Source organism: Burkholderia cepacia complex sp. TUM26381, assembly GCF_057439935.1.
Map to the genome: position 1 here is coordinate 1786425 of NZ_CM172006.1, position 21463 is coordinate 1807887.

The following is a 21463-nucleotide window of genomic DNA, read 5'->3' on the forward strand; positions in this document are numbered from 1 at the left end:
GCCATCGCAGCGCGTCGGCGATTTTTTGTCGACCGTCTCTCAAGCGCTCAGCGCATCGACGTCATCCTGCGCACGCAGGCGCGCCGGTTGCGTGTCACTGACGATGCGCCCGTTGTCGAGCTTCAACAGCCGGTCGGCGAGATCGAAGTAGCGATCGTCGTGCGTGATCACGATCACGGCCTTGCCGCGCGCGCGCAGCTCGGGCAGCAGTTGTTCGTAGAACACGGCCTTGAACGAAGGGTCCTGGTCGGCGGCCCATTCGTCGAACAGATAGAAGGGGCGATCCTCCAGGTACGCGACGACGAGCGCGAGCCGCTTGCGTTGCCCGGTCGACAGCGCGCGCGTCGAGAACGCGCCGTCGACCACTTTCACCTTGTGGTCGAGCGCGAGTTTCGCGACGAGCGCGTTCGCCCGTGCATCGGCCTGCGCGCGCGACGGATCGTCGGGATCGACGATGCCGAGCAGCGCATCGAACAGGTGGAAATCGTTGAATACCGCGCTGAAACGTTGCCGGTACGCGGCCCGTTCGCGCCAGCCGATCGTGTGGCTGTCCACCTCGATCGTGCCTTCCTCCGGCTCGTAGAGCCCCGTCAGCACCTTCGCGAGCGTCGTCTTGCCGCTGCCGTTGCCGCCGACGATGAACACGAGCTCGCCTGGTTTGATCGTCAGGTCGATCGGCCCGATGCTGAACATCCGTTCGTCGCGTTCGTGGAAGTACGCGTGCGTGACGCCGCGCAGCGTGACGGCGCCGGCCGGCGGCACGTCGGGGGCGTCGGCCGCGGGCGGCACCGTGCGCAGTGCGCCGAACTCGGCCATCACGCCTTCGATCCGCGTGAGCGAGACGCGTGCCGCATTCACGGTCGGCAGGTTGTTCAGCAAGCCGTCGAGCGGCACGAGCATGAACAGGAACACGACGACGTAGCCGGCCGCGGTGGCCGGGTCGGCATGCACGCCGAGTTGCGGCCAGAACGACGCAACGCCGAGGAACACGTAGAACAGGAAGATGATCCAGCCGACCCCGACCGCATACGCGCTGAACGCGCGGCGGCGGTGGTCGCGCACTTCGCCGATCGCGGCGCCGAGCTGGCCGTCGACGAACTGGCGGGCGCGCGCATCGTGCAGCTTCAGCTCCTTCGCGCCGGAGAACAGCGAGCCGAGATAGCCGAACAGGCGGTCCTGCGCGTGGCCGGCCGCTTCGAGCGACGCAATCGCGCGGCGGTCGCCGGTGTGATAGCCGAGCGAGCCGGCGATGATCGCGGCCAGCGCCAGCAGGCACACGGGCCACGACAGCCACGCAAGGTAGCCGAGGCAGCCGAACACGATCGAGCCGTGCATGACCAGGTTCGGCAGCGCGAAGAACAGCATCGACACGTTGGTCGCGTCGTCGGTCAGAACCGACTGCACGGGCGCCGCGCCGATCCGCTCGATGTCGCGCAATTCGGCGGCGCCAACGCGTCGCGCAAGGTGCACGCGCAACCGCGCCATCGTGTCCTGCGACAGGCGGGCGAACAGCGTGCCCGACACGATCCGCGTGATGAGCGCGATCACCGCGCACAGCGCGAAGCGCCACGCGAGCGACGCATCGGCCGCGCCCGGTTGAGAGAGCGCGCGGTTCAGCGTCGCGACGAGCAGCACGCTCGCGATACCGTTCAGTACGCACGCGGTGAGGGCCAGCGTGAACGACACGCGGCTTTCGCGCAACAGCGCAAGGATCAGGCGCGCGGCGGGGCGGCCGGGGGAGGCGTCGAGGGACGGCGGGGAGGAAGGCTCGTGGGCGGCTGTCATCGGCAACGTCGGTAAAGGGAAGGCAGGCAAAAACGCGGAAACGGCAAATCTGACGCGAAAGCGGCGGGCGAGGCGGCGCCCCGTTCCGGCTTTCCTCCCTGATAGACGAACGGGCCGCGCAAATATTTAGCAACGCCGTCAAAAAAAGCGGCCGCAAGCACTTTGAGCGCAAAACGGTAAAAAATCGGCCGCGTCGTTCGTCACACCAGTGAAGCCGCCCCAAGCGGCCCCGAGACTTGGCCGAAGCGGCCGGACCGAAGGACTTCACGCACATGACGAGTTTCCCGACTGCGCTGCATCACCGAATCCGCGAACTGGCGCGCATCGCGCCCGACGCACCCGCCATCGCGGTCCCTTTCCAGCATGACCTGCGCCTGTCGCGCGGCGCGCTCGACGCACGGGCGTCGCACCTGGCCCGGCAACTGCGCGCGGCCGGCGTCGGCGCGGAAGTGCGGGTCGGCGTGTGTGTCGAGCGTTCGTGCGAACTGTTCGTCGCACTGCTGGCCGTGTTGAAGGCAGGCGGCGTGTTCGTGCCGCTCGATCCGCGCCATCCGGCCGCGCGCCTCGACTGGATCGTGCAGGACGCGCAACTGCGGCACGGCATCGTCGACGCGGCCGGCCGTGCAGCGCTCGGCACGCCGTTCGAACAGGCGTTTGATCCGGCCGCGGAAGCAACCGGCGAGCCGGGTCTCGTCGCCGACGACGAAGAAGTGCCGGTTCACCCGCGTTCGGCCGCCTACATGATCTATACATCGGGCTCGACCGGCACGCCGAAGGCGGTGGTCGTCGAGCACGGGCCGCTCGCCGCGCATTGCGACGCGCTTGCGGCCGCGCTGCCGATCGAGGCCGGCGACCGTCTGCTGCATTTCGCGTCGGTCAACTTCGACGCCGCGCACGAATGCTGGCTCGCACCGCTCGCGATCGGCGCAAGCATCGTCGTGGCGCCGCCGCAACCGTTCGCGCCGGACGCCGCGCATGCGCTGCTGGTGCGCGAGTCGGTCAACGTCGCCGCGTTCCCGCCTGCCTACCTGCGCGAATTCGCAGCCGTCGCCGCGCGCGAAGGCGTGCCGCCGGCGCTGCGCGTGCTCGCGTTCGGCGGTGAAGCGCTGCCGCAGCAGGCATTCGAATTCGTGCGCGGCACGTTCCCGTCGGTACGGCTGATCAACGGTTACGGGCCGACCGAGGCCGTGATCTCGCCGATGCTGTGGCCGGTCGAGCCGGGCGAGACGCCCGTGCTGGCCGCCGACGATGCGTATGCGTCGCTGCCGATCGGCCGCGTGATCGGCCCGCGCGTCGCGCGTATCGACGGCGCCCGGCACGACGGCGTGGGCGAGCTGCTGCTCGGCGGCGTCTGTGTTGCACGCGGTTATCACGGCCGCCCGGCCTTGACGGCCGAACGCTTCATTCCCGATGCGGACGGTGAGCCGGGCGCGCGCGTCTACTGCACCGGCGATCTCGCACGACTGCGCGACGACGGCGCATTCGACTATCTCGGCCGCCTCGACGATCAGGTCCAGGTGCGCGGCGTGCGCGTGGAACCGGCGGAAATCGCCGCGTGCCTGCGCTCGCATCCCGCCGTGGCCGACGCGGCCGTGGTCGCCGAAACTGGCAGCGGGCCGACGCGGCTGATCGCGTGCGTCGTGCTGCGCGCGGCGGCTGACGACGAGGCGTTGAAAGCGCACGTGGCCGCGCAATTGCCGGCCGCGTGGCAGCCGCACCGGTTCGTGCGTGGCGACGCGCTGCCGTATACGTTGAACGGCAAAATCGACCGTGCAGCACTGCGCGAGCGGATTGCCGCGGCGCGCGACACGACGCAAGGTACCGGCGATGCGCCGCGCTCGCCGACCGAACAGCAGATCGCCGGCCTCTGGCAGACGCTGCTGGGCCTCGATGTCGTGCCGTCGCGCGACGACCGCTTCTTCGCGCTGGGTGCCGACTCGCTCGCCGCGATGCAACTGCAGGCCGCGATCCGTGCGGCCGTGCGCGTGAATCTGCGACTCGACACGCTGTTTGCCGATCCGGCACTCGCCGAACTGGCTGAGCAGGTCGATCGTGCGGAGCGCGAGACCGGCGAACCGCTGGCCGCCATCGGCGCGCGCCGCACGCCGGCCGACGCCGCTGCATCGGGCGCACCGCACGTCGATCGCGCGGCCTCGCTCGCACAACAACGCTTCTGGGTACTCGCGCAAACGCGTGATGCGAGTGCCGCGTATCACATCGCCGCGCACTGGACGATCGATGGCGCGCTCGACCGCGACGCGCTGCAGCGCGCGCTCGATCACGTGATCGGGCGTCATGAGGCATGGCGCACGACGCTCGTCGACAACGACGACGGCGTCGTGATGCAGCGGATTCATGCGCACCTGCCGGTGTCGATCGCCGATGTCGACCTGCGCGACCAGCCGCCGGCCGCGCGCGATGCGCAAGCCGCGCGTCTCGCCGAGCGCGACGCGGCCGAACCGTTCGACCTCGCACGCGGCCCGCTGCTGCGCGCGACGCTCGTCGCGTTCGCCGGCGATCGCCACCGCCTGCTGCTGACCGCGCATCACGCGATCACCGACGGCTGGAGCTCGCGCTGCGCGTTCGACGAACTGTCGGGGGCGTACCGCGCATATGCCGAAGGGCACAAACCGTCGCTGCCCGAACTGCCGATCCAGTACGCCGACTATGCGGACTGGCAGCGCGACATGCTGGCCGGCGGCGAGGGCGAGCGCCAGCTCGACTACTGGCGTGGCGCATTGCGCGACGTGCCGGGCCCGCTCGCGCTGCCGGTCGACCGTCAGCCGGGCGCCGTGCGCACGCTGCAAGGCGCGCGCGTGTCGGTGCGCCTGCCCGATGCGGTCGCGGCCGACGTGCGGCAACTCGCGCGCGATGCGCAGGCCACCGTCTTCACGGTGCTGCTGGCCGCGCTAGACGCGTGGCTGTCGCGCCTGACCGGCGCAACGGATGTCGTCGTCGCGGTGCCGGTCGCGCATCGCCAGCGCCCCGAAACGCGCGCGCTGCTGGGCCTCTTCCTGAATACCGTCGCGCTGCGCGTGCACGTGGCGCCGACGCAGCCGTTCCGCGCGCTCGTCGATGCGGCGCGCACGGCGGCGCTCGACGCGGTCGCACACCAGGACGTGCCGTTCGAGCGCGTCGTCGATGCGGTGAAGCCGCCGGTCAAGCGTGGCGACGAATGGCTGCGCGTGAAGTTCGCGCAGCAGTTCGACGCACGGCACGACAGCGTGCTGCCGGGTGCCACGGCGGTCGCGACGCCGGGGCCGGATCTCGCCGCGCGCTTCGACTTCGCGCTGGATTTCACCGACGACGCGAACGGCATCGAACTGGTCGCAGCCTATGCGACCGACTGCATCGACGCCGAGACGGCGCGCGCGTGGCTCGACAGCTATGCGACCCTCGTCGGCGCGGCTGCGCACGATCCGCAGCGCACGACGGCCGCGCTGCCGTGCGATGCATCGGCTGCTTCGCGCCAGCCGCGCGACGGTCGTGCGCTGCGCGTCGAGCACGCCGACATCGTTGCCGCGTTCGCGCGGCAGGCGGCCGCCTATCCGCATCGTGTGGCGCTTGCCGACGCATCGGCATCGCTGACGTTCGCCGAACTCGACGACGCATCGAACCGCATCGCCCGCGCACTGACGCAGCGTGGCGTGGCCGCGGAAGCGTCCGTGATCGTCTGCATCGAACGATCGGCGCGTTTCGTCGTCGGCCTGCTCGGCGCGCTGAAGGCCGGCGCGCTCGCCGTGCTGCTCGATCCGGCGCAACCGGCCGCACGGCTTGCCGCGGCGGCAACCGATTGCGGCGCACGCTGGGCGCTCGTCGCGGACACGGACGCGTGGCCGGCCGGCATCGACACGCAGCCGCTCGACGTCGACACGCTCGCGCAGGATGCGACGCTCGCCCATGCGGGCGGTGTGCGCGTCGCGCCGCACCCGGAACAGGGCGCGTACCTGATCTATACGTCGGGCTCGACCGGCACGCCGAAGGGCGTCGTCGTGTCGCACGGCGCACTGGCCGACTACGTGCAGGGGATGCTCGACGAACTCGCGTTCGCCCCCGACGCATCGTTCGCGATGGTGTCGACCGTCGCGGCCGACCTCGGCCATACGACGCTGTTCGGCGCGCTGTGCGCGGGCCGCACGCTGCACCTGTTGCCGGCTGCCTGCGCGTTCGATCCGGACCTGTTCGCCGGCGAAATGCGCCGCCGTGAAGTTGGCGTGCTGAAGATCGTGCCGAGTCACCTGCAGGCGCTGCTCGACGCGTGCGTGCCGGCCGACGTGCTGCCGCGCCATGCGCTGGTGACGGGCGGCGAAACGCTCACGTGGGCGCTCGTCGCGCGCCTGGCCGCGCTCGCGCCGGCTTGCCGCGTGATCAACCACTACGGGCCGACCGAAGCGACGGTCGGCGCGATCGCCTGCGACACGGCATCGATTGCCGCCGATGCACGCGATCCCGCGAGCGGCGTGCCGCTCGGCCAGCCGTTGCCCAATGCGCGCGCGCTCGTGCTCGACGCGTTCGGCGCCTGCGTGCCGGCCGGCGCGACGGGCGAGCTGTATCTGGGCGGGCCGGGTGTCGCGCGCGGCTACCTCGGCCGCCCGGCGCAAACCGCCGAGCGCTTCGTGCCCGATCCGTTCACGCCAGGTGCGCGGCTGTATCGCACGGGCGACCGCGTGCGGTTGCGCGCCGATGGCCGCCTCGCATTCCTTGGCCGCATCGACGACCAGGTGAAGATCCGCGGCTACCGTGTCGAACCCGGCGAGGTGAGTGCGGCGGTGCGCGCGGCCGGCCCGATCGCGCAGGCCGAGACGCTTGCAATCGAACACGACGGCCGCTTGCGGCTCGCGACGTTCGTCGTGATGCGCGATGGCGCGGCGTTCGACGAAGCCGCCGTGCGTACGGCGCTGGCCGCGAAGCTGCCCGATTACATGGTGCCCGCGCAGTTCGTCGCACTCGCGCGCCTGCCGGTGACGGCGAATGGCAAGATCGATCGCGCGGCGTTGCGTGAAGTCGCGGCCGCGCCGGTTGCGGTCGCGTCCGGCGATGCACCGCAAGGCGCGGTCGAAACGGTGCTCGCCGAAGTCTGGCAGGCCGTGCTGAAGGCGCCGCACGTCGGCCGTGGCGACAACTTCTTCGAACTTGGCGGCGATTCGATCCTCGTGTTGCAGGTGATCGCCCGTGCGCGCAAGCGCGGCGTGCGCTTCACGCCGAAGCAACTGTTCGACGGCCCGACGGTCGCGGAACTGGCCCGCATCGCGAAGACGGACGACACGGCCGCTGCCGCTCAGCCTGCGAACGCGGTCGCACCCGCAGCGGCAACGCCGGCTGCCGCGTCGATCCTGACGCCCGCACAGCAACGCTTCTTCGCGCTCGATGTTCCGCACCCGGGCCACTGGAACCAGTCGGTTGCGTTCGACGTGCGCGGTTCGTTCGACGCCGACGCATTCGCGCGCGCATTCGACGCGCTGCTGACGCATCACGACGCATTCCGCCAGCGTTTCGCGCGCCGCGCGGACGGCACGTGGCACGCGAGCGATGCCGCGAACGCGTACGATGCGCTGCCGTTCGTCGAAGTCGCCGCACGCGATGAAGCCGACGCGCTCGCACGCTTCGACGCGCTGCAGCGCCGTCTCGACCTCGGCCGCGGGCCGCTCGCCTGCGCGTGTGCGGCACGGCTGCCGGACGGCTCGACGCAGCTGTATCTCGCGATTCATCATGCGATCGTCGACGGCGTGTCGTGGCGCATCCTGCTCGACGACCTGGACTCGGCCTACCGCGCCGCATGCGAACGCACGCCGGTCCGCCTGTCGCAACCGGGCCTGCGCGCGGACGCCTGGGCCGCGCGGCTCGCGCGCGCCGCGACGGAACCGGCATCGCCGTTCGCGGGCGAAGCCGCGTACTGGGCCGGCATGGCGCAGGGCGACGATCTCGTACCCGATCATCCCGACGCAGCGGCGACGAACGCCGATGCAGCCGTCGTCGTGCAGACGCTCGATGCGGCATTGACCCGCGCCGCGCTGACCGACGCGCATGCCGCCTACCGCACGCAGACGATCGAATTGCTGGGCGCGGCGCTTGCGCTGGCAATCGCCGGCGCTCGTGGCGCCGCATCGTGCCGCGTCGAGCTGGAGGGACATGGCCGCGAAGCACTGTTCGACGACGCAGATGCGAGCCGGACGATCGGCTGGCTGACGAGCCATTACCCGGTGCTGCTGCCGGTCGCCGCGACCGCACGCGACACGCTGTGCGCCGTCAAGGACACGCTGCGCGCGGTGCCGCACAAGGGGCTCGGTTTCGGCGTGCTCGCACACTACGGCGATGCGACGACGCGTGCGGCGCTGGCCGCCGTGCCGCGCCCGCGCGTCACGTTCAACTACCTCGGCCAGTTCGACGCGCCGCGCGATGCAACGCTCGTGCCGCGTTTCGGCGGCACCGGCGTCGAGCGCGATCCGCAAGGCCCGCTCGGCAATGCGCTCGCGATCCACGCGTACCTCGATACGGATCGCGACGGCGCACGTACGCTGAAGGTGCACTGGGTCTACGGCGCGCCGCAATTCGAGCGCGCGACGATCGACGCGTTCGCCGAACGCTTCGCGTCGGCGCTGCGCGAACTCGTCGAAGCGTGCGCGTCGCGCATTGCACATCGCGGTGCCGGTGCGACGCCGGGCGATTTCCCGCTCGCGCAGGCCGCCGGCCTCACGCAGGCCGCGATCGAACGCACGCCGCTCGACTGGCGCGCGATCGACGACGTGTATCCGCTGTCGCCGATGCAGCAGGGCATCCTGTTCCACGCGCTGTTCGCGCCCGGCCACGCAAGCTACGTGAACCAGCTCGTCGCGACCGCGACTGCGCTCGACGCCGACCGTCTCGCCGCCGCGTTCGACGCGTCGGTCGCGCGTCACGACATCCTGCGCACGAGCGTGATGCCGGACGAAGCCGCGCCGCTGCAGTGCGTGCATCGTCATGCCCGGATGCCGGTCGAGCAGCTCGACTGGCGCGAGCGCGGCGCCACGTTCGACACCGATTTCGACGCATGGCTCGCGGCCGACCGCACGCGCGGCTTCGACTGGCGCGAGCCGCCGCTGATGCGGCTGACGCTGATCCGCGTGACGGACGACGCATGGCGCGTCGTGTGGACGCGTCACCACGTGCTGCTCGACGGCTGGAGCACCGCGCGCCTGCTCGCCGACGTGCTGCGCGACTATCGCGATCCGGACGCCGTGTCGCCGTTCGCGACCCGCCCGGCGCTGCGCTATCGCGACTTCATCGCGTGGCTCGGCACGCGCGACCGCGGCGCCAACGAGCGCTTCTGGACCGAGCGCCTCGCGCGCCTGGATGCGCCGACGCTGATTGCCGAGCGCACGGCCGATCGCGCCGATGCCGAGATGGCCACGTGGCGCGCGACGCTCGATGCGGACACGATGGCGCGTGTCGTGCAGACGGCGCGCGCGCTGAAGCTGACCGTCAACACGCTGGTGCAGGGCGCATGGGCGCTCGCGCTGCAGCGGATGACGCACCAGCCGGCCGTTGCATTCGGCGCGACCGTCGCGGGACGTCCCGATGCGCTCGCGGATGTCGACGCGGTGCTCGGTCTTTTCATCAACACGCTGCCGGTCATCACCGCACCGGCGCCGCAGCATCGCGCGGCCGACTGGCTGCAAACGCTGCAGCGCGAGAATGCGGCCGCCGCCGAGCATGCGCACACGCCGCTCGCCGACATCCAGCGCTGGGCGCGCGGAGCGGGCGGCGCACTGTTCGATACGCTGGTCGTGTTCGAGAACTACCCGGTCGACGAGTCGGTGCGCGATGCCGATCCGCGTGCGCTGGCATTGAGCGGTGTACGCAGCATCGAATCGACCGATTTTGCGCTGACGCTCGTGATCGAGAGCGGCACCGAACTGACGATCGACTACGGCTACGACACCGCACGCGTCGATGCGCGTCAGGTCGAGACCTGGCACCGCGCATTTGCGTGCGCGCTCGATGCGCTGGCCCGTACGCCGGACGCGCTGCTCGGCACGCTGTCGATCGCCGACGACGCCACTCGCGACGCACTGGCGCTCGCCCAGAACACCGCGCATGAATGGCCGGCGTCGCAGCGCCAGCCGCTGCACCGGCAATTCGCCGATGCGGCGCAGGCAGCGCCCGATGCGATCGCGCTCGAATACGCGGACGTTCACGGCGGCGTGCATCGCGCGACCTATCGCGAACTCGATGCCGGCACGTCGCGCATTGCAGCCGCTTTGCGCCGGCGCGGCGTGCAGCCCGACACGCCGGTCGCGCTGTGCGTCGAGCGTTCGTTCGACATGGTGATGGCGCTCGTCGGCGTGCTGAAGGCAGGCGCCGCGTACCTGCCGGTCGATCCCGACTATCCGGCCGAGCGTATTGCCTACCTGCTGCGCGACGCGCGGCCGGCCGTCGCGATCACGCAGGCTCACCTGCGCGAGCAGGTCGAGGCCGCGCTGGGCGAAGGCTCCGGCACGCAGCTGCTGACGGTCGCGGACCTGCTTGCCGATGAAGCCGGCGAAGCCGACGGCACGCCCACGGACGCAGCCGCCGCGATCGACGACGCGCAGCTCGCGTACCTGATCTACACGTCCGGTTCGACCGGCAAGCCGAAGGGCGCCGGCAACTCGCACGGCGCGCTCGCGAACCGCATCGCATGGATGCAGCACGCATACCGGCTGACGCGCGACGACGTCGTGCTGCACAAGACGCCGTTCGGCTTCGACGTGTCGGTCTGGGAATTCGTGTGGCCGCTGGCGATCGGCGCAAAGCTCGCGATCGCCGCGCCCGGCGACCATCGCGATCCGGCGCGTCTCGCGGCCGCGATCCACGCGCACGGCGTGACGGTGCTGCATTTCGTGCCGTCGATGCTGGCCGCGTTCGCCGCGCATCTCGACGATTTTTCGGCCGCTGCGCAATGCGACAGCGTGCGTCTGATCGTTGCGAGCGGCGAGGCGCTCGCGCCCGAACTCGTCGCGAAGATGGCGCGGCTGCTGCCGCACGCGACGCTCGTGAACCTGTACGGACCGACCGAAGCCGCGATCGACGTGTCGCACTGGACCTGCGGCCCCGACGACGCGCAGGCGGTCGCGGTGCCGATCGGCCATCCGATCGCGAACCTGCAACTTCACGTGCTCGATGCCGCGTGGCAGCCGGTGCCGGCCGGTGCGACCGGCGAACTGTATCTCGCGGGCGCGGGTCTTGCGCGCGGCTATCTCGGCCGTCCGGCGCTGACCGCCGAGCGCTTCGTGCCCGATCCGTTCGTGCCGGGCGCGCGCATGTACCGCACGGGCGATCTCGCGCGGCGCCGCGCCGACGGCGCGCTCGACTACCTCGGCCGCGTCGACACGCAGGTGAAGCTGCGCGGCCAGCGGATCGAGCCGGGCGAGATCGAGGCGCTGCTGCGTGCGGCGCCCGGCGTGAACGATGCGGTCGTGATCGTGCGCGACGAGCAACTGATCGGCTATGTCGCCCGCGGCGACGCGGGCCCGCTCGACCGTGCGGCGCTGCTCGACGCACTGCGCGCACAACTGCCGGTGTACATGGTGCCGTCGCAGCTGATCGAGCTGGACGCGTTGCCCGTCACGCCGAACGGCAAGTGCGACCGCCATGCGCTTCCGGCACCGGTGCGCGAAACGGCCGAAGCCGTCGAGCTCGCGACCGACACCGAGCGCGCGCTCGCGGAAATCTGGCAGCGCGTGCTGCATGTGGACACGATCGGCCGCGACGGCGATTTCTTCCTGCTCGGCGGCCATTCGCTGCTCGCGACGCAGGCCCACGCGCAGGCGAACCTGCACTGGGGGCTCGCGCTGCCGCTGCGCACGCTGTTCGACACCCGCACGCTGGCGCGCTGCGCGCAAGCGATCGACGCGGCCTGCGCGGCGCGCGGCGAGACCGATGCGGCGAGCGCGATCGACGCGTTGCTCGGCGAACTGGAAACCCAATAAGGACGACGGATGACGAAGGTTCAACCCGACTGGCTTGCGCTCGCGACGCGTTTCGCGCAACTGCCCGACGCGCAGCGCGCGGTCTTCATCGACAAGCTCGGCGCGGCCGGCATCGACTTCCGTGTGCTGCCGATTCCGCCGCGCACGCCGCGCAGCGACCGCGTGCCGGCGTCGTTCGCGCAGACGCGGCTGTGGCTGCATGCACGGCTGATCGACGCACCCGACGCGTATCACATCACCGAGCGCCTGGCGCTGACGGGCGCGCTGGACGTGCATGCGCTGAGGCTCGCGTGCGATGCGCTGATCGCGCGCCACGAAGCGCTGCGCACCACCTTCGACGAAGCGCAGGATGGCGTGGCGCAAACGATCCACGCACCGCTGCGCTGCCCGTGGCGCGAGACCGATCTGGAAGCGTTGCCGGACGCGCAGCGCGCCGCGCGTGCGGAGGCCGTCGCGACGGCCGATGAGGCCGAGCCGTTCGATCTCGGGGCGGCGCCGCTCGTGCGTGCACACCTGGTGCGCTTCGACGCGACGCATCACTGGCTCGCGCTGACCGTGCATCACATCGTATCGGACGGCTGGTCGTCGGGCGTGATGCTGGAAGAGCTCGCGGCGTTCTATCGCGCGTATGCGTCCGACCGGCCGGTGCCGCTCGGGCCGCTGCCGATCCAGTATGCCGACTACGCGCTGTGGCAGCGCCGCTGGCTCGATGCCGGCGAGCGCGACCGCCAGCTCGCGTTCTGGCGCGACCGGCTCGATCCGCAGCGCGGCGTGCTGGCGCTGCCGGGCGCAACGGCCAGGCCGGCGCGCCGCAGTGCGCGCGGCGCGCGCCATGTGTTTTCGCTCGACGCACGCGTCGGCGCGCAGCTGCGCGCATTTGCTGCTGCATCGGGCGCCACGCCGTTCGCCGTGCTGCTGGCCGCGCTCGATGCGTTGCTGGCGCGTGCGACCGGCGATGCGCGGATCTGCGTCGGCGTGCCGGCCGCGAACCGCGAGCGCGCGGAAGTCGCCGGCCTGATCGGCTTCTTCGTCAATACGCTGGCGATCGACGTCGACGTACCCGCACACGGCGATTTCTCGTCGCTGGTCGCCCGCACGCAGCGCGCGCTCGTCGACGCGCAGATGCACCAGGACGTACCGTTCGAACAGGTGATCGACGCGCTCGGCGTGCCGCGCAGCGCGAGCCACCATCCGCTGTTCCAGGTGATGGCCGCGTACGGCGAACGCCGCGCGTTGCCGGCGCTCGGCGCGGCGGCGGCGGCGTTGCTGCCGTCCGGCACGCCGTCCGCGAAGTTCGACCTGACGCTGTCCGTCGAAGCGACGCCGGACGGCACGTTCGCCGCCGCGTTCATTTACGCGCTCGACCTGTTCGACGCGGACGCAATTTCACGGCTGGCCGTACGCTTCGTCACGCTGCTGACCGATGCGCTTGCACGCCCCGACATGCCGGTCGGCGATCTCGACTGGCTGCCCGCGGACGAGCGTGCACAGCTCTTTGCATGGAACGCGCCGGCCGGCGCGACCGGCGCCGAGCCGTTCGTTCCCGTGCATGCCCGCATCGCCGCGCATGCGCAGGCGCGGCCCGATGCACGCGGCGTCGCCGATATCGATCGTGCGTTGACGCGCGGCGAAGTCGATGCACGTGCGGCGCGCCTCGCGCGCCATCTGGTGGCGGCCGGCGTACGGCCCGAGATGCGCGTCGGCGTTGCGCTGCAGCGCTCGGTCGACCTGCTGGTCGCGCTGATCGCGGTGCTGAAGTCGGGCGCCGCGTTCGTGCCGCTCGATCCCGCGCATCCGCGCGAACGGCTCGCGCAGATCGTCGGCGACGCGAACATCGCGCACGTGCTGACCGACGGTGCGAGCGCGGCATCGCTGCCCGAATTGCCGGCGCTGCGCGTGTGGCGTGCCGATGCGGTCGACGCGCTCGACGAAGCCGCGCACGTCGCGCTGCCGGACGTGCTGCCGGGCCACGCGGCCTACGCGATCTACACGTCGGGCTCGACCGGCAAGCCGAAGGGCGTGATCGTCGACCATGCGTCGTTCGCGCTGCATTGCGCAGCGATCGCCGAGCGCTACGGCGCGGGCGAGAACGACGTGTTCCTGCTGTTCCAGTCGGTCAATTTCGACGGCGCACACGAAGGCTGGTTCTCGCAATACATGTCGGGCGCCGCCGTGTCGGTGACGGCCGATGTGCTGTGGCCGCCCGCGCAGACCTGCGCAATGATGGTCCGCGACGGCGTGACGATGACCTACGTGCCGCCCGGCTGCGCCGCCCAGCTTGCCGAATGGGCGCTCGCGCACGGTGCGCCGCCGACGCTGCGTTCGTTGACCGTTGGCGGCGAGGCGACGTCGCGCGAAGCATTTGCGATGCTGCGCCGCGCGTTGCCGAACGTGCGGGTGGTCAACGGCTACGGCCCGACCGAGACGGTCATCACGCCGACGCTGTGGATGTTCCGCCCCGGCGACGATTTGGCGAAGCTCGGCGACGCCGCCTATCTGCCGATCGGCACGCTGGTCGGCGCGCGTACCGCGCACGTGCTCGACGAGCGGCTGCACCCGTTGCCGGTCGGCGTGATCGGCGAGCTGTACCTGGGCGGCGAGGGAATCGGCGTCGCGCGCGGCTATCTCGACCGTCCGGCGCTGACGGCCGAGCGCTTCGTGCCCGATCCGTACGGCGCGCCGGGCGCGCGCCTGTACCGCACCGGCGATCTCGTACGACGCCGTGCGGACGGCGTATTCGACTTCATCGGCCGCGTCGATCACCAGGTGAAGCTGCGCGGGCTGCGCATCGAACTCGGTGAAATCGAGGCGCAGCTGGCCGCGCACGATGCGGTGCGCGAGGCCTGTGCGGTCGTGCACGGGCAGGGCGCGCTCGCGCAGCTCGTCGCGTATGTCGAGTTGACCGCCGATGCGCAGGCAGCGGTGCAGCCGGTCGAAGCGGCGATGCTCGACGCGCACCTGCGCCGCACGCTGCCCGACTACATGGTGCCCGCGCAACTGATCGTGCTCGACGCGCTGCCGCGCAACGCGAACAGCAAGGTCGACCGTGCGCGGCTGCCGGCGCCGGTGCGCGTCGAACGCGCATACGAGGCGCCGCATGACGGCGACGAAGCCGCGCTCGCGGCGATCTGGTGCGACGTGCTGAATCTCGGGCGTGTCGGCCGTGGCGATCACTTCTTCGATCTCGGCGGCCATTCGCTCGCGGCCGTACGCGTCGCGACGCGCGTGGCGGAACGGTTGGGCCGTGACGTGCCGGTGCGCGCGCTGTTCGAAGCGCCCGTGCTCGCACAGTACGCGCTGAAGGTGGCCGATGCGCCGCGCGCCGCGCAGGCCGGCGCCGCAGCGCCGGGTGTCGCGGTGGCCAAGCCCGACGCACACGGCGTGTGGCCGCTGTCGCCCGCGCAGCTCGGCCTGTGGTTCCTGTGGCGCGCGCAGCCGGACAGCGCCGCGTACAACATTCCGGTCGCGCTGCGCGTGCGCGGCCCGCTCGATGTCGATGCGCTGCGCGCCGCGTTCTCGGCGACGGCAGCCGTGCATCCGGCGCTGCGTGCGCGGCTCGTTGCCCGCGACGGCGCGCTGCCGGGCCAGCGGATCGACGCGAACATTGCCGTCGAACTGCCGGTGATCGACCTGTCGGCCCAAGCCGATGCGCTTGCCCGCGCGGCCGCGCTGACCGACGAGGATGCACTCGCGCCGTTCGACCTCGCGGCCGACGCGCCGCTGTGGCGCGCCCGCGTGCTGCGGCTCGGCGCGGACGACCACGTGCTGTCGGTGACGATCCATCACATCGTGTCCGATGGCGAATCGATCGAGCTGTGGCTCGACGCCGTGCGCGCACGCTATGTCGCCCGCATGCAGGGCAGCGCCGTGCCGGCCGACGAATCCGTTCAACTGGCCGTGCCGCTCGTGCTGCCCGCACCGTGCCATCCGGCACGTGTCGCGTACTGGCGCGATGCGCTCGCCGATCTGCCGTCGCGTGTCTTGCCGCAGCGCGACGATGCGCCGTCCGTGCCGCAATGGCGCGCGGCACGTATCGCGTTCGATTTCGACGCATCGCTGATTCGCGCCGCGCGCGACGCCGCATCGGCGTCGCACGCCACGCTGCCGATGCTGCTGCACGCGGCGCTCAACACCGCGCTGTTCCGCGCGACGGGCGCGGCCGACCAGCCGGTCGGCGTGCTCGCATCGACGCGCGAACTCACGGGGGATGCGGCCCGCGATGCGCTCGGCCTCTTCATCAACTCGGTCGTCGTGCGTACGCGGATCGAACCGGCCGCGCGCCGCGCGGACGTGCTCGCGCAAGTACGCGATACGGCGCTCGCCGCGTATGCGCACGCCGACGTGCCGTTCGCCGACGTCGTTGCCGCGTTGCGTACGCCGCGGGCCGCACAGGCCAATCCGCTGTTCCAGGTGATGTTCAACTACCTGCGTCCGACCGGTGCCGCCGCGCGCGACTGGGCCGGCCTGTCGCTGGCCGGATTCGACGACGTGCGTCATCGCGTCGTGTTCACGCTCGAACTGGACGTCGTCGAACATCCGGACGGCCGCGTGAGCGCCGCGTTCTCGTATGCGGACGAATTGCTCGAGCGCGGTTTCGTCGACGCGCTTGTCGATGTCTATCACGACGAAGTCGCGCGTTTCGCCGGCGCGTCCGAAGCGGCGCTCGGCGCGCCCGATGCGCATGCGTCCATGCACACTGCGTCCGGCGCACTCGCAAGCGGCGACGCACGGGCGCACGCCCGACCGTCGCACGCCGCGGCCGCACTCGCGGCGCTGTGGTCGGATACGTTTGCGACGGCCGCCCCCGAGCCGGACGCGGACCTGTTCGACGCCGGCGCGACGTCGTTCGACGTCGTGCGCTTCATCGACGCGGCGGTCCGCGCCGGCCACGCGCTGACGATTGCCGACGTGTTCGCATCGCCGACGCTCGCGGCACTCGGCGCGCGGTGCGATGCGCCAGCGGAAACGGGACAGGAGGCGCGCCATGCTGGCTGAAGTGCGTCCGGACGGATTCACGATGCTCGATATGTACCGCCTCGCGTTCGCGGACGGCCTGTTCGCCGTGCGCGACGGCGCCGAGATCCGCGTCGCGCAGGGCGATGGCATCAGCGCGCAGTTGCTGCGCGCACAACTCGGCGACGATGGCGCACTGCGTCTCGTCGCCTACAACCATCGTGCGGCGCCGGCCGACCAGCGGCGTGCGCTGCTGGCCGCGCTGGCCGCGGCGTTTTCGGACAGCGCGCGCCACGCGGCGATCCGGCTCGACCCGGCCGCGTGGCCCGCGGTCGCGCTCGATGCGCTGCGCGCAAGCGGCGTGCTCGCCGACGGCGGGCGCTGCCTGCGCGACGGCTGGGCGCAACAGGCCGACCTGTGGCTTGTCGGCCCGCATCTGCCGTGCGCGACGCTGCACACGTTCACCGGCGGCCGGCGTCATCCGCGCCGGCCGCCCGCGCCGCGCGGCGACGTCTACGCGCGCGACCTGCCGGCGCTCGGCGTGCGCTTCACGCTGCGCGGCTGGCAGCCGGCCGAGGACGCCGAACGGCTCGCGCGCTGGTTCGACGAACCACGCGTGCGCGACGGCTGGCCGGGTGCGCAGCCCGCGCAATGCGGCACGGCAGGCGCACCGGAAGCCGATCCGCACGTCACGCCGCTCGTCGGCTGCTTCGACGGCGAACCGTTCGCGTATTTCGAGGCCGTCTGGCTGAAGGAAGACGCGCTCGCGCCGCACGTCGCGGCGCGCGACTACGACCGCGGGCTGCGGATGCTGGTCGGCGAATCGCGCTGGCGCGGCCCGCACTGCGTGGCCGGCTGGCTGCCGTCCGTCGTGCATTACCTGTTTCTCGACGACCCGCGTACCGAAGCGGTCGGCTGTGCCGTTCCGGCCGGCCACGCGCGGATTGCCGACCATCTCGCGCGGCATGGCTTCGCGCGGCAGCGCCGTCTGGCGCTGGCCGACGCGCAGCCGCTGTGGATGCGCACGCTGCGCGAGACGTTCTTCTCCGGCCGTCACGTCTGACGGGCCGGATTCACCGACAAGGGAGCTGAGACATGCAGAGAGAAACCGTATTCGACCTGATCGGCGTCGGCTTCGGGCCGTCGAATCTGGCGCTGGCCGTGCGCCTCGCGGAGCGCAGCGGCGCGCGCACGTTCGCCCATTGCTTCGTCGAGCGCCAGCCGGAATTCGGCTGGCATCGCGGGATGCTGCTCGACGATTGCCGGATGCAGATTTCGTTTCTGAAGGATCTCGTCACGATGCGCGATCCGAAAAGCCGCTACACGTTCATCAACTACCTGTTCGAACGTGGCCGGCTGAACGAATTCGTCAACCTGAAGAACTTCTATCCGACCCGTGTCGAATTCCACGATTACCTGAGCTGGGTTGCCGAAGCGTTCGACGAGCGCGTCCATTACAGCGAAACCGTGCTGGCGATCGAGCCCGTGCGCGGCGACGGCGCGAAGATCGATGCGCTGCGCGTGCTGTCGCGCGACGCGGCCGGCCACGAGCGCCAGCGCGTCACGCGCGCGCTGTCGGTCGGCGTCGGCGGCACGCCCGCGATTCCGGACGCGTTCGCCGCGCTCGGCCGCGACCGCGTGATCCATTCGTCGTCGTATCTGACCGACATCGACCGGCTCGTCGCATCGCCCGACGGCGAGCGCCGCCGCGTCGCGGTGATCGGCGCGGGGCAGAGCGCGGCCGAGGTGTTCATCGATCTCGCACGCCGCTTTCCGCACGTCGACGCGAGCCTCGTGATGCGCGCCGGCGCATTGAAGCCGGCCGACGACAGTCCGTTCGTCAACGAAATCTTCAGTCCCGAGTTCACCGACGTCGTCTACGCGCAGCCGCACGACGCGCGCCGCGCGCTGCTCGAGCGCTATCGCGACACCAACTACGCGGTGGTCGACCGGCCATTGATCGAGCAGATCTACGAAATGCTGTACCTGCAGCGCATCGACGGCACGCCGCGTCATGCGCTGCTCGCGAACAGCGCGATCGAGGCCGCCGTGCGCACGGTCGACGGCCGTATCGAACTGACGCTGCGCGACCGGATGAGCGGCGCCACGCGCGTCGAGCGTTTCGATGCGCTCGTGCTCGCGACCGGCTACCGCCGCGACACGCATTCGGCGCTGCTCGAAGGGCTCGCGCCGCACCTGGGCGATGCGCTCACGCGCGGCGACGTCACGCGCGACTACCTGCTCGCGACGCCCGAGCACTTCGCGCCGCGCATCTACCTGCAAGGCTGCTGCGAAGACAGCCACGGATTGTCCGACACGCTGCTGTCGGTACTGGCGCGCCGCGCGGACGAAATCTGCGCGTCGCTCGAAGACGGGATCGCGCCCGCCCATGACGAAGGCGCAACCCGGGCATCGCACGAAAAACGACAGGAAAACGGGGTGAGCGCGGGCCGGATGGCTTTCGCTCTTTGACAAAGGCGCGGTCGGAGACCGCATGAAAAAAGTGGAGCAGAGAAAGATGGAGTGGGCAACAGGCACGCGTTTGCGTGCGATCGCGGCCGCGGCAAGCGTGGCGTTCGGTACGGCGGCGGCAGGGCACGCATACGCCCAGACGGCGCCGGCCGTGAACGCAGGCGCCGCGGCGTCGGCCAGCAGTGCACCGAACGGCGCGGCGGCCAGTGCGTCGACCAGCGCGCAGAGCGGCACGCTGCCGGCGATCACCGTCAACGCGGCCTCGGCAAGCGACGGCACGGTCGGGCTCGTCGCGAAGCGCAGCAGGAGCGGCACCAAGACCGACACGCCGCTCAACGAGATCCCGCAGACGATCAACGTCGTCACCGCGCAGCAGATCGAGATGACCGGCGCCACCGACGTGAACGCGGCGCTGCGCTACGTGCCGGGCTTCTCGTCGTATGGCTCGGACAACCGCTCGGACTGGTACGCGGCGCTGCGCGGCTTCACGCCGACCGCCTACGTGAACGGGCTGCAGGTGCCGAACACGATCAACCTCGCGAGCTGGCGCGTCGATCCGTACATGATCGACAGCATCAGCGTGCTGCGCGGGCCGACCTCGGTGCTGTACGGCGCGGGCGATCCGGGCGCGATCATCGACGTGCAGACCAAGCTCGCCGACGGCGAGCGCGTGCGTGAAGCCGGGGTGCAGATCGGCAACTACGCGCGCAAGCAGTTCATGATCGACGTCGGCGACAAGCTCGACCCGGACGGCAAGTACGCGTACCGGTTCGTCGGTGTCGCACGCGACGGCAATGCGCTGACCGGCCCGAACAACGACCAGCGCGTCGCGCTCGCGCCGTCGTTCCGCTGGCGCCCGAACGCGGATACGTCGCTGACGCTGTCCGCGACGTACCTGCAGGACTGGGGCGACATTTCGTCGAACTTCCTGCCCGCGCAGGGCACGGTGCTGCCGAACCCGAACGGCCAGATCAACAAGGACGTGTACGAGGGCGACGGCAACTTCAACTACTACCGCAAGAAACAGTGGTCGGTCGGCTATCAGTTCGAGCGGAACCTGACACCGGCGTGGACGTTCCGCCAGAACACGCGCCTGATGCACCTGTCGCTCGACAACGGCTCGGTATTCGGCAACGGCTTCGTCGAAGGCAGCACGACCGACGTGTCGCGCTGGGCCGGCGTGTTCCAGATGAACTACAGCCGCTTCGACATCGACAACAACCTCGAAGGCCGCTTCGCGACGGGGCCGCTCCAGCACACGCTGCTGCTCGGGTTCCAGTACAACCGCCAGACCGCGACCGACAGCGAATGGCTCGCTGCCGCGCCGCCGCTGAACATCTACAACCCGGTCTACCTGCCCGTCACGACGGCGGTGTTCACGCCTGACTCGACGTTCCGCACCAATACGTACACGACGATGAACACGTTCGGCCTGTACGCGCAGGACCAGATCAAGTGGAACCGCTGGACGCTGACGCTCGGCGGCCGCGAGGACTGGGTCAACATGCGCCAGGACGATCGTGCGGCGGGCACGTCGACGAAGGCGGACGTCACGGCATTCACCGGCCGCGTCGGCCTCACGTACCAGGGCGACTACGGACTGTCGCCGTACGTCAGCTACGCGACGTCGTTTAACCCGCTGATCGGCGTGAACTTGCTCGGCGGCGGGCTGCCGCAGCCGACGCGCGGCAAGCAGATCGAGGCCGGTCTGCGCTGGCAGCCGCCCGGCAAGAACCTGATGCTGAACGCGGCGATCTACCAGATCAACCAGACCAACGTGCTCACGTCGGCGCTGCCGAGCCAGGACACCACCGGCACGAAGTCGGTGCAGACGGGCGAGGTGCGTTCGCGCGGGATCGAGCTGAGCGCGACCGGCAAGGTCACGCGGAACCTGTCGGTGATCGCGTCGTACGTCTATCAGGACGTGAAGAACGTGCAGGCCAACGACGTATCGCTGAACAACTGGCCGGTCGACATTCCGCGTCCGCGCCAGATGGCGTCGCTGTGGACCGACTGGACGTGGTACACGGGGCCGCTCGCGGGCTTCGGCCTCGGCGGTGGCATTCGCTACCAGAGCGCGTCGGCCGGTGCGGCCGACAACTCGCTGACGGTATCGAGCGTCACGCTGTTCGACGCGGGCGTGCACTACGACACGCGTAACTGGCGCTTCGCCGTGAACGGGACGAACCTGTTCAACCGCCACTACATCAGCGGTTGCCAGTCGTCGAACGTCTGCGTGTTCGGCACCGACCGTACCGTGATCGCGACCGCGAAATACAACTGGTGACGACGCGCGCCGCGGCTCG

General features: G+C 70.7%; 6 protein-coding genes. 5 read left to right on the forward strand and 1 reads right to left on the reverse strand.

The window, feature by feature from the left end; genetic code table 11:
- Positions 1–39: 39 nt before the first annotated feature.
- A complete protein-coding gene (locus ACWMMN_RS08425) occupies positions 40–1785 on the reverse strand; it encodes a cyclic peptide export ABC transporter (RefSeq protein WP_059234258.1) in 1746 nt (581 codons plus the stop codon).
- 272 nt (positions 1786–2057) lie between these two features.
- On the opposite strand from ACWMMN_RS08425, the gene ACWMMN_RS08430 reads away from it, so the two are divergent.
- Genes ACWMMN_RS08430 through ACWMMN_RS08450 form a run of 5 tightly spaced genes read left to right on the forward strand, consistent with a single transcriptional unit; the run spans position 2058 to position 21444 of the window.
- Positions 2058–11732: an amino acid adenylation domain-containing protein gene (locus ACWMMN_RS08430; RefSeq protein ID WP_486423210.1), complete on the forward strand. Its 9675-nt coding sequence runs from the start codon at positions 2058–2060 to the stop codon at positions 11730–11732.
- Between the two features lie 9 nt (positions 11733–11741).
- Positions 11742–16727 (forward strand): amino acid adenylation domain-containing protein, encoded by a 4986-nt coding sequence (locus ACWMMN_RS08435; RefSeq protein WP_486422549.1) that lies wholly within the window; start codon positions 11742–11744, stop codon positions 16725–16727.
- Positions 16717–17748, forward strand: a complete 1032-nt coding sequence (locus tag ACWMMN_RS08440) for a GNAT family N-acetyltransferase (RefSeq protein ID WP_486422550.1) — start codon at positions 16717–16719, stop codon at positions 17746–17748. Before ACWMMN_RS08435 ends, ACWMMN_RS08440 begins: the two co-directional genes overlap by 11 nt.
- 32 nt (positions 17749–17780) lie before the next feature.
- Positions 17781–19157 carry a lysine N(6)-hydroxylase/L-ornithine N(5)-oxygenase family protein gene (locus ACWMMN_RS08445; RefSeq protein ID WP_486422551.1) on the forward strand — a complete coding sequence of 459 codons (1377 nt, stop codon included), beginning with the start codon at positions 17781–17783 and terminating at the stop codon, positions 19155–19157.
- Between the two features lie 46 nt (positions 19158–19203).
- Positions 19204–21444, forward strand: a complete 2241-nt coding sequence (locus ACWMMN_RS08450) for a TonB-dependent siderophore receptor (protein WP_455578877.1) — start codon at positions 19204–19206, stop codon at positions 21442–21444.
- The last annotated feature ends 19 nt before the right edge of the window (positions 21445–21463 follow it).

Coding starts and splice junctions, on each gene's coding strand:
- ACWMMN_RS08430 (WP_486423210.1), top strand. CDS start 2,058: ATGACGAGTTTCCCGACTGCGCTGCATCACCGAATCCGCGAACTGGCG.
- ACWMMN_RS08435 (WP_486422549.1), top strand. CDS start 11,742: ATGACGAAGGTTCAACCCGACTGGCTTGCGCTCGCGACGCGTTTCGCG.
- ACWMMN_RS08425 (WP_059234258.1), bottom strand. CDS start 1,785: ATGACAGCCGCCCACGAGCCTTCCTCCCCGCCGTCCCTCGACGCCTCC.
- ACWMMN_RS08440 (WP_486422550.1), top strand. CDS start 16,717: ATGCTGGCTGAAGTGCGTCCGGACGGATTCACGATGCTCGATATGTAC.
- ACWMMN_RS08450 (WP_455578877.1), top strand. CDS start 19,204: ATGGAGTGGGCAACAGGCACGCGTTTGCGTGCGATCGCGGCCGCGGCA.
- ACWMMN_RS08445 (WP_486422551.1), top strand. CDS start 17,781: ATGCAGAGAGAAACCGTATTCGACCTGATCGGCGTCGGCTTCGGGCCG.